The following is a 9661-nucleotide window of genomic DNA, read 5'->3' as shown; positions in this document are numbered from 1 at the left end:
CGCGGTCACCCACCGGAACGGGATCCCGTCCTCGATCGCCTTGCGGACCATCGCCCGGGCCATCTGAACCTTCGTGGCGAACTCGACCCCGTCACTGATCCCGAGCGCCCCGCGCGGCCCTCAGCCGAGTCACTGATCTGAGACCGGGGCTCCTCCGCCCGAGGAGCCCCGGTCCGGCAGGGATAGCACCCAGCCGTTTCCCGTCTTCGACGCCACCACTCCGAGCTGGCGCCGCGCCCGCTGCACCGTTCGCGGGGCGAGCCCGACGGCTGCTGCCGCCGCCAACACGTCCCGGGTCGGCACCGGGCCGGCCGCCAGCAGGCGGCTCAGGAGCCTGTAGGCGCTGGTGCTCGCCGGGCGCCGCCGCGACAGGTCCGCTCCGGCCATCGCCTCATCGCGGCCGCGGGCGGAGCGACTGCTCCACACCACGGGCCGGGTCCGGCCCGCCTGGTGAAACTGCAAGCCGCCCATGACCGCCCACTCGCTGCTGGCCACCGGTACCAGCGCCATCGCCCCGTTCGCGCCGTGGACCGCCATGTGTACCGCGGCCGTGTGCAAGGATCGCGACGCCTCCATCGCTCTGCGGGTGGACGACCAGCCCGCGCGTTTGGAGGCCTCTCGCACCGCCAGGACGGCTGTGCCGACGCGCTGAGACACTTCAGCCAGCACCTGCAGTGCCCTCTCGACGGGAACCCGGTACGGGCAGATCGTCATCAGGTCCAGCACCACGAGGTCCGGGCGGCGCTCGTGCAGGAGCTGCTCCAGGCGGTCGGCGTCGGCGGGCAGGCGCAGCCCTCGCTGCCCGCCACGCCCACCGAGCAACGCTGCAACCTCCACGTGCTCGCTTCCTGGGCCGCACACCGCCAGCAGTTCCGCGGCTTGCCCGGCCGTCTGCGGGGATGCGAGCACCATCACGGTGCGCGCCACGCGGGGCTGCTGCCCATCCGGCAGCGCCACGCCGGCCGCCGTGCGGGCCGCGATGTCCAAGGCCACCGCCAGTGTGTTCACGCCGTCCTCGCCGTCGATCAGGCTCACGCCCGCCGCCGGCACGTACCCGGGCCAGATCCAGCTGGGGCCGTCCTCGAACGTCGGCGGCGCGACCACTACGTGCTCCGGGCTCAGCCGTAGCGCCGCCGCGATGTCCTGCGTCTCGCATCCCTCGGCCAGGCAATCCAGCTCCACACGGCCGTCCCCGGCGGCGAGAACCAGCAGCGCCCCCTGCCGGTCGTCGTGCGCCGGGCAACGCGCCAGCCAGCCGCCCTCGGTCGGCCTGACGTTCCCCCACCGGCGCAGTGCTGCCAGCACTGCCTCGTACTTCTGCACGCGCCCTTCCTCCGTCGATCTGGTCTCAATCAGCCTGCTGGACTAGCGGGCTGGTTCGTCCTCATACCGTCTAGACGCGCGACGGCACGAGGAGTTGCCCTACGAGGGCCGTGCGATGCAGGTAGCCGCGTGCGGCAGGTGCAGCCGCTCGTACGACAGCAGCGGCAGCTCCGCGGTCGGTCGACGCGAGCGGATGGTGCCGGTGCCGTCGCGGTAGACCGCGGTATTGCCAAGCACGCACGGGTTCGCGTCCACGGCCAGCCGAGCACCGGCGGCCGTGATGGTCCAGTGCACCGCTGTTCCGCACCGGCGGCACCGGGCGAGGCCTCGCTTCGGCAGCATGCTCACGCCTCTCCGACTGCCGCGGTGTCGCCAACGAGGAGCGCCGCCACCGGCCGCCAGCCGTAGAGGGCGACGGCGTGGGCCTGGCCGTGGTCAGCAATCGCCTCCAGCACCTCCAGCGCGTCGGAAGCCTCCGCGCGGTCTTCAGGCAGCGCGGCCATCAGCGGCCGCTGCCCCGGCATCAGTGCCGCACTTCCGGGCCGGGCCCCACCCTCTGGCAACCTGGGCAGCAACGTCAGCGGCCGATCAGCGGCGGGCTCAGCTTCCTGGTCGCTGGCTATCGCGGTCTCGATCGAGGCGAACCGGTCCGCGACGCTCATCTGCGCCGCAGGAGCTGGCCTTCTGCGTGCCGCAGCGCGGCGGCCGCGCCGGACGGGGCGGTCCGGCGACGCATGCCCGGGCCGCTCCCGCTGCTCGCGCACCCACTTGCGCCACAGGGCCTGCCAGTCCGCGCCGAGGGTGGCACGACCCCGGTGCCAGTCCGTGAACGCCGCCGTCACGGCGGCCAGTCCGGCCGGGCCACCGAGGCGGTCCAGGTGGCCGTCGCCCGCAGCCCAGGGCAGCGCCGGGGCGTCCGGCCAGAAGCCATCGGGCAGGGGGTGTCGGCGCGCCGAGCCCCACCCACCTGCACCTTCTCCACCCACACCCGCCCCCTCCCTGCGGGAGGGGAGGGGAGGGGCCGGGCGCGTGCGAGGGCTCTGGGCGTCCCCTGGGGACGCGGGCGGCTGGCCGGTGAATTCCTCACCAGCTGGGGCACGGTTTGTTCCCGGATCGGCGGTGGAATCGTCTCCGTTCGGCGGCGGGTTGCGCTGCTGGCGCTTCTTCTCGGTCGCGCGCCGGCGCCGCTCCTGGACCTGACGGCGGCTCGGATTGGCGTCCAGATAGCCGTGCATGACGTAGTCGCCGCGCCGCGGCTGAGGGCAGCGCGTGCACGCGTGCCCGGCCTCGTGCCACAGCCCAGAGGCAAGCAGCTTGGCGATCTGCGTGGCGGTACCGCTCCTCGCTGCGACCGCTCCGGGGATCACCCCGTCGGTCAGGTGGGCGCTCGCGTAGGCGCCGCAGCGTACCCACAGGCCGACGGCCGCGTTGCCCGCGGTGAGGATCTTGGGGTGGTCGTCCGTGCTGTCGCCGACGGCGAACCAGGGCATGCCGATGGTCTCCTACTAAGGTGAAGGTGCCGGGTCCGCGGTCCGGCATGGCGGTCGGGGGTTGGCGACGCTCAGGCAGCGGTGTCGGTGCCCTGGTCGATGCCCAGCAGGACGCGCAGCCTCGCGGTCGGCACGAGGAGGCGACGGCCGACAGTGATCGTCGGGATCTCGCCGCGCCGGGCAGCGTTGTAGCTGGCGGCGCGCTCGAGGCCGAAGAGCCGGCCGGCCTCAGGGACAGTCATCGTTGGTTGGACCTGGGGGTCGGGAAGGGCGGGAACGGGGCTCGTCGTCATGCCCGCACCTTGGCCCGCGCCGGGCCCTAGCGTCCTGCCGTCCACCGCCAATGCGAGCAGTCCCAGCATGTGCCGCACCGACTGCGCCAGTACACCGAAGGCCACATCCGTACAGGTCAGCGTCAATGCGAGCCGCGGATGGCGGCCTTGCCGAATACGTCCACCCGTCTGGAAGGACCGCCCACGACCGCGCGGAACTTGGGCAACCACCGTGCGGCGACGGCACGCCGACCGCTCCTTCATCCGCCCCGGTCCACGCGCGTCCGTGTCGGCGGTCGCGCGGCTGACCCGGCCCAGCCTCGGCGCGACCCAACCGCACCACCGGCCGTCGGTCACGGCCAACTCCCCAGAATCGCGCCGGCCCTGTGCCCTGGCCAGCCGCTCACCAGGCGGCCGTGCTTCGAATTCGAGCGCGACCTGTACACCGCCCCAGACCACCGTCGGTTCCGTACAGCTGCGCCACAGCCTGTGCCGCACCATCGAGGTCATGGCCTGCGGCACCGACGAAGCAGCGGTGGAGGGCGCCTTCGACCAGGCACTGGAACGGGCCGCGGCCGAGACCCGTACCGACGGCCTGGCCGCCGGGTTCAACGTCCACCGCACGTTGATGAGCGGCACCGTGAGGGCTTTGCTGGTGACCGGGTCCACAAGCAGGGCGACCTCGGCGTCGGCCTCGACATGCCCGGCGAGGAACTGCTCGCAGACCCAGCCGTGCTGGACCGCGTGAACGAAGCCACCAGGCCATAGAAAGGTCACAGCCCGCGCGTTGGGACTGTCGCGAAATTCGCAAAGCTGCGATCTTCGGCCATCCAGAACGGCAACCCCCGGTCCGGAAACTGATAGCGCGAACCCGACCGACACGGGCGTTGGCCCCGCGCCCGTGGAGTTGCTCGTGCCTATGGTGGCTACATGACGTGTGGGGCGTAGCGGACGCACCCGGCAGGAGGGATCCGTCCGACTTCCTGAGCCATCCGGACCTTGGCCGTGCCAGGTCAAATCCCACCCGATCGCTCGCCATCGGATTGAGCCGGAGCGCAGGGCGCCTCCGTGACCGTGTCAGGACGGGACTCGAAGGGGATGGAAGGACGAACACGACGAGCACGCGCGGTCGCTTCCCGCCTTGGCGGGCGCGCCGTCGTAGCGGTGGCCAGCAGTGCCCTGGGCACCACCGCCCTCGCCTCCCGCCACCGGCGACCGCCCCGGTGGCGGGAGCACCTGTCAGGCGTCCTTCCCAGACGCAACCGAGTCCATCTGCGGGCCCCTCACCGTCCCGTTCGGCCAAGGCGGCGCCACCCCCCAGCCCCCTCAACCTCGCGGTGGCCTTCGGCAGCAACACCACGACCACCATGGGCGACCTGCGCTTCCTCACCGGCGGCCCCGGGCCGCCTGCCACGCCACCGGCCGTACCACCCTCCCAGCCGCCGCCGTCCGGCGCTACGGCGACGGGGCGCAGATCTTGAATGCGCTCACCGCCTACGAGTTCATCGGCCCGGACTCGGCGGAGGTCCCGGAAGTCCTGCCCGAGGCCGCCGCCAGACGACCCGCACCGCTCCAGGAACTCTTCGAGCTCATCCACCGGGAGGTCGACGCCGCCCCGGCCGAGGAGCTGAGCCAGGGCTGTACTCCACGACGGTGCGTACTCCCGCTTCCCGTGGGACACCACCGAGACCCCGTCGCGGGCCGCCTGGAGCCTGCGGCTGGTCGCGGAGTGCCGCTGCGGGGACGACTTCTGCCAGAGCTTCCGGACGGCTCCGCATCCGGACGGCCGGCCGTACGGTCGGGGCCACCGGTGCGTCCCGCTCGATCCGGCCGAGGGCATGCTCGTCCTGGACGTCGTGGACGGGCGGATCGTGTACGTCGAGGTCCTCGACCGCGAGCCGCTCCGGGACACCCGCCCCGGCCCGGGCCGAGGACCGGGCCAGGACTGAGAACCCGGCCCGGACCGAGGACCAGGCCGGGGCTGAGCACCACGAGAACCTGACCCTGGCCGAGCACCACGAGGACCGGTCCGCCGCCCCGAGGAGCCTCAGTCCACGCACGGGATCCCACCCGCCCGCACCGCCGGCCCCTGCATCGGCAGCCCCACCGCCGGGTCGGCGGAGGGCTCGCCCTGCACCGGGGCACCCGACGGCACCGCCGTCGGGCTCGGGGTGCGGACGGGGGCGAGGGTGACCACCACGCGGCCCGCCGGGACGGCCGCCGAGTAGACCGCGCTCACCCCGTAGCGGGCGGCGAGGCGCTGGGCGTCGGTCTTGGCCCCGGCCCCGTAGCTGACCGCGGTGGACCGCGTCCTGGCCGGGGCGTCACCGATCCGGCCCACCTGGTAGCCCAGTTCGGCCAGCGCCCTGGACTCATCGGCCGCCACCCCCGCCCCCGCGGCCGCGTTGACGTCGACCACGGCCTTGAGTACCGCACCCGGGGCGGCGGAGGACGACGGGCCCGGTTCGACGGGCGCGTCCCCCGGCGGGGCGGCCGGAACGACCGGCGCCGCCTCGTGGTTGAAGAGCTGTCGGACGATCTTCCTGATCAGGTCCGGGTTGACGGTGTTGACCTCCTGCCCGCCGACGGTCTTGAAGCCGCTGATCGGCAGGGTGTTGAACTCCACGTTGCCGCCGGTCAGGTTGGGTGCCTGCTGGACGAAGTCGAGGATGTTCCACTCGTTGTCGATGACCACGTCCTTCTTCACCACCGCGAACAGCTTCTGCATCTGCCCGAGGTCGTTCAGGATGCCCTGCTGCTTGAGCTTGTACTCGACGGAGGAGAGGAACGCCTGCTGCCGGTGGGTGCGGTCGAGGTCGCCGTTGGCGAGGTGGTGGCGCTGGCGGACGAAGGAGAGCGCCTGCGCGGCGTCGAGGGAGCTGATCCCGGCCGGGAGCCTGAGGCCGGTGCCACCGCCCTCGTGGGTGGCGGTCCGGGCGGTGATCGGGTCGTCCACCGGGTGGTTGAGGCAGACCTGGATCGGCTCGACCGCCTTGGCGATGTCGTAGAAGCCGATCAGGTTCACCTCCGCGAAGTGGTCGATGGGGACGTCCAGGAAGGACTGCACGGTCTGGATGGTGGCCGAGCGGCCGGCCTCCCGGCTGCGCCGTTCCAGCTCCGCCCTGGAGAGCCCCCTGCCCGCCAGCTTCTGCTCCGCGGCCACCTTGGCGATGCCGTACGCCTCCTTGACCTTGTGCATCCTGCCGTCGGCGCCGACGGTCTGTACGTAGTCGTCGCGCGGGACGGAGAGCGCGGTGACCCTGCCGCCGCCGGCCGGGATGTGCAGCACGATCAGGGCGTTGGTGTTGTACCCGCCGATCTCGCTGGAGCCGGCGTGCAGTTCGTCCTCCACGAACTGCCTGGGCAAGTCGTTGCCGTCCATGTCCTTGCGGCTGTCCAGGCCGATCAGCAGCAGGTTGACGGACTTGTCGAGGTGCGGCGGGGCGTTCTTCTTGGCCTCGCTCAGCGCGGAGGACTTGATCATGCCGTCGTCCAGGCTGCGGTACTCGTACCAGGTGAAGCCGCTGGCCCCGAGTACGGCGATCGAGACGGTGCAGGCCAGGGTGCGCCCGGCGACGGTGATCGGGGCGGCCCCGCGGCGCGGGAGGTGCCCGCGCTGACCCCGGCCGCCGGTACGGCTGTTGCCGCGCTCAGCCACGGCGGCCCCTTCCGCCGGGGGCGGCCGTCCTGCCTTTTCGCCGGCGCTCCGACACCGTCCGGCGGCGGGCCGACACGGCGCGGAGCGCGACCACGGCGAGCGCCACCGCCACGGCCGCGGCCATCACCGGGAACGCCCCGACCACCCAGCGCAGCACGCCGGTGCCGAGGTTCTTCCCCTGGTACTTCCCGGGCTGCGCGAGGTACTCGACGCCCGAGGCGGTGAGCAGCACCACGACCGGAGCGGCCGTCACCACCCACCACCGGCCCGCCCGGCTGCACAGCGCCGCGGCGGCCGCCGTCCCGAGCACCGAGCCCACCGCGAAGAGGAGGCCGACGCCCGGCCCGTCGAGCTCGTCCGCGACCGCGCCGAGCAGCGGCAGCCCGACCGCCGAGAGCGCGGCCGCCGCCCCGGCCCGTCGGCGCGCCTGCTGGTGGCGGCGGGCCGCCCCGGGGCGCGGCGGCCGGGGCGCGACGGGGGCCGCGGCGGCGCCGGGGGCGCCTGCGGCTCCCGCGCCGACCGCCCGGGAGCGCTGGGCCGGCAGGGCGCGGTCCTCGGTACGCGGTCCCGCGTCCTGGTACGGCGTTCTCGCCCGCTGGCCGGCCATGCGCACTTCCCTCGATCGTTGCGGCCGCGGCGGCGCGATCGCACCGCCGCGTGTGCCGGGACGCCCTCGGTCCTGCCGGCGTCCTGGTGGGGACCCCATCCTCTACATCGCTGTAGAGGATGGGGTGGAGCATACAAACCCATTTCAGCAAAGTCATCCGCTGCCACCCGGCAGCGACGGACCGCCCGGTGGGCCGTCGTTAGGATGGTCATGATCCCCGCCACGTCGGCACACCATCAGGAACGCATCAGAGGAGCAGAGCGTCACCATGTTTGAGAGTCTGAAGAACATCGCGGACAAGGCCACCGACCTCGCCCGCGAGCACGGCGACGTGATCGGGCAGGGCCTGGACAAGGTCGGCGACGCGATCGACGACCGCACGGACGGCAAGTACAGCGGGCAGATCGACACCGGCGTCGAGAAGGCGAAGGACTTCCTGCGCAACCTCGACGGCGACCGGAAGCCCACCGAGTAACCTGCCGCGGGGCACGATCAGCCGCGCGGCGGTCGAACGAGCACACGGGCGAACGGGGAGGGGCGGCAGCGGTGAGCGAGGAGAAGAAGGGGTCCGGCCGGGGACGCTGGCTGGTGATCGGCGTCGTGGTGGTGGCCGGACTGGGTCTCGTCCGCGGCAACGGCCACGACGGCGCGGCCTCCGCCGACCCCTCCCCGACCGCGGCCGCCCCGTCCGGCGCCTCCTCGGGCGCCACTCCGTCGGCCGGCGCCTCCTCGGCGCCGTCGAAGCCCCCGAAGCCGTCGGGCTCCTACGACCCCGCCGACTACGCGGCGCCGGTGCGCCGGTACGCCGCCGAGGCCGGGGTCAACCCGCAGCTGCTGATGGCGATCCTCTACAACGAGGCGTACAAGCCGCACGACCCCGAGCTCGAACGCGCCTGGCAGCGGAGCAAGCCGGACGCCTCCTTCGGCATCGCCAACATGCACCGGGCCGCCTTCGACGACACCAAGCCCGGCCGCCCCTTCGCCTCCCGGCAGTGGGAGGAGCTGCCGGACGACCGCGACCTGGCCATCCAGGCGGCCGCCTGGCACCTGCACGACCTCGCCGCGCAGCTGCCCGTCCGCCCGGGCGCGCCGCTCACCCGGGACGAACTGGCCGCCCTCGGCTACAACGCGGGCTCGGGCAACATGCTGGCCTTCGCCCGGGGCGTCAAGATCGGCTCCCAGGCGCAGTCCTACCTCGACCGACTGCGCGACAACTGGTCGAAGTCCGGCGAGGCCGTCAAGTAGCCTCCTCCGGCGGTCAGCTGACGCCGACCCGGGCCGACCAGACCCGCCGCCAGGCCAGCGCGTCGGCGACCCCCTCGGCGATGCCGCGCCGCGGCTGCCAGCCGAGCAGGTCCCGCGCGGTGTCCACGACGGCGTAGCAGCCGATCACGTCCCCGGGCCGCGGTCCGGCCTCCCGCACCTCCAGGCCGGCGCCGACGGCCTGTTCGAAGGCCGCGATCAGCTCCCGCACGGTGGTCCCGTCGCCGGTGCCGACGTTGATCACCCGGTAGCGGTCCGCCACGCCCGGGGCGATCACCTCGTCGAACCGCAGCAGCGCCGCGACGTGCGCCTCGGCGAGGTCCTGGACGTGGACGTAGTCGCGGATGCCGGAGCCGTCGCGGGTCGCCCAGTCGGTGCCGGTCACGGTGAACGGGGTGCCGGTGGTGTGCGCCTCGATCAGCTTGCCCAGGGCGTGGGTGGGGTTGAGGTCCTGGAGGCCGGTGCGCAGCTGCGGGTCGGCACCGATCGGGTTGAAGTAGCGCAGGGCGATGACGCGTTGGCGCTCGGCGCCCTCGCCCCGGGTCCAGTCCTGGAGGACCTGCTCCATCATCTGCTTGGTGCGCGCGTACGGGCTGCCGGCGTCGACCGGGCTGCTCTCGTCGACCCGGGCGTCGGGGGTGGGGGCGTAGATCGACGCGGAGCTGCTGAAGACGATCCGGGTGCAGCCGTTGCGCTGGAGGGCGTCCAGGAGCTCGACGGTCTTGGCGACGTTCTCCCGGTAGTAGTACAGCGGCTTGGCCACCGACTCCGGTACGACGATCTTCGCGGCGCAGTGCACGGTGGCGTCGATGTCGGGATGCTCGGCGAAGATCCGGTCGAGCAGGGCGGCATCGGCGATGTCGCCCCGGTAGAAGACCCGGTCCGCGACGAACTCGGTCCGTCCCCGGGAGAGGTCGTCCAGCACGACCGGGGTGATCCCCCGGTCGAGCAGGGCGGAGGCGACGGTGCTGCCGATGAATCCCGCACCTCCGGTGATCAGGACCTTCTTCATGCGCGGACGCTCCCTTGCGATCGTCCGGGCGCCCGC

General features: G+C 73.0%; 9 protein-coding genes. 2 read left to right on the top strand and 7 right to left on the bottom strand.

Annotation, left to right across the window (positions count from 1 at the left end; all coding sequences use genetic code 11):
• Window positions 1–129: 129 nt before the first annotated feature.
• From ACGF0D_RS13775 to ACGF0D_RS13750, 6 genes are all read right to left on the bottom strand, one after another.
• Window positions 130–1323 carry a hypothetical protein gene (locus ACGF0D_RS13775; RefSeq protein WP_392915753.1) on the bottom strand — a complete coding sequence of 398 codons (1194 nt, stop codon included), beginning with the start codon at window positions 1321–1323 and terminating at the stop codon, window positions 130–132.
• Window positions 1324–1422: 99 nt separating this feature from the next.
• Complete coding sequence (locus ACGF0D_RS13770) at window positions 1423–1617, bottom strand: hypothetical protein (RefSeq protein ID WP_392915751.1); 195 nt, start codon at window positions 1615–1617, stop codon at window positions 1423–1425.
• Between the two features lie 50 nt (window positions 1618–1667).
• Window positions 1668–2813 (bottom strand): hypothetical protein, encoded by a 1146-nt coding sequence (locus tag ACGF0D_RS13765; RefSeq protein WP_392915749.1) that lies wholly within the window; start codon window positions 2811–2813, stop codon window positions 1668–1670.
• Between the two features lie 71 nt (window positions 2814–2884).
• Window positions 2885–3862 (bottom strand): TfuA-like protein, encoded by a 978-nt coding sequence (locus tag ACGF0D_RS13760; RefSeq protein ID WP_392915746.1) that lies wholly within the window; start codon window positions 3860–3862, stop codon window positions 2885–2887.
• A 1270-nt stretch (window positions 3863–5132) separates the two neighbouring features.
• Complete coding sequence (locus ACGF0D_RS13755; RefSeq protein ID WP_392915745.1) at window positions 5133–6743, bottom strand: LCP family protein; 1611 nt, start codon at window positions 6741–6743, stop codon at window positions 5133–5135.
• Window positions 6736–7350 (bottom strand): DUF6542 domain-containing protein, encoded by a 615-nt coding sequence (locus ACGF0D_RS13750; RefSeq protein WP_392915742.1) that lies wholly within the window; start codon window positions 7348–7350, stop codon window positions 6736–6738. Before ACGF0D_RS13750 ends, ACGF0D_RS13755 begins: the two co-directional genes overlap by 8 nt.
• 268 nt (window positions 7351–7618) lie before the next feature.
• Between ACGF0D_RS13750 and ACGF0D_RS13745 the strand changes: the two genes are divergently transcribed.
• Both ACGF0D_RS13745 and ACGF0D_RS13740 read left to right on the top strand, forming a co-directional pair.
• The gene (locus ACGF0D_RS13745) at window positions 7619–7825 is read left to right on the top strand and encodes an antitoxin (RefSeq protein WP_363387466.1); all 207 of its coding nucleotides are present in this window, start codon (window positions 7619–7621) and stop codon (window positions 7823–7825) included.
• A 71-nt stretch (window positions 7826–7896) separates the two neighbouring features.
• Window positions 7897–8595, top strand: coding sequence for a lytic transglycosylase domain-containing protein (locus ACGF0D_RS13740; RefSeq protein WP_392915739.1), 699 nt, complete (start codon window positions 7897–7899; stop codon window positions 8593–8595).
• Window positions 8596–8608: 13 nt separating this feature from the next.
• Here the strand turns inward: ACGF0D_RS13740 and galE are convergent, their stop codons facing one another.
• Complete coding sequence (galE, locus tag ACGF0D_RS13735; protein ID WP_392915736.1) at window positions 8609–9625, bottom strand: UDP-glucose 4-epimerase GalE; 1017 nt, start codon at window positions 9623–9625, stop codon at window positions 8609–8611.
• Window positions 9626–9661: the final 36 nt, after the last annotated feature.

Source organism: Kitasatospora sp. NPDC048298, from assembly GCF_043201465.1.
Lineage (GTDB): Bacteria > Actinomycetota > Actinomycetes > Streptomycetales > Streptomycetaceae > Kitasatospora.
This window is presented reverse-complemented; position numbering and strand designations above follow the sequence as displayed.

Excerpts from the sequence above, each read along its gene's own strand:
- ACGF0D_RS13765 (WP_392915749.1), bottom strand. The coding sequence starts at position 2,813 with ATGCCCTGGTTCGCCGTCGGCGACAGCACGGACGACCACCCCAAGATC.
- ACGF0D_RS13745 (WP_363387466.1), top strand. The coding sequence starts at position 7,619 with ATGTTTGAGAGTCTGAAGAACATCGCGGACAAGGCCACCGACCTCGCC.
- ACGF0D_RS13750 (WP_392915742.1), bottom strand. The coding sequence starts at position 7,350 with ATGGCCGGCCAGCGGGCGAGAACGCCGTACCAGGACGCGGGACCGCGT.
- galE (WP_392915736.1), bottom strand. The coding sequence starts at position 9,625 with ATGAAGAAGGTCCTGATCACCGGAGGTGCGGGATTCATCGGCAGCACC.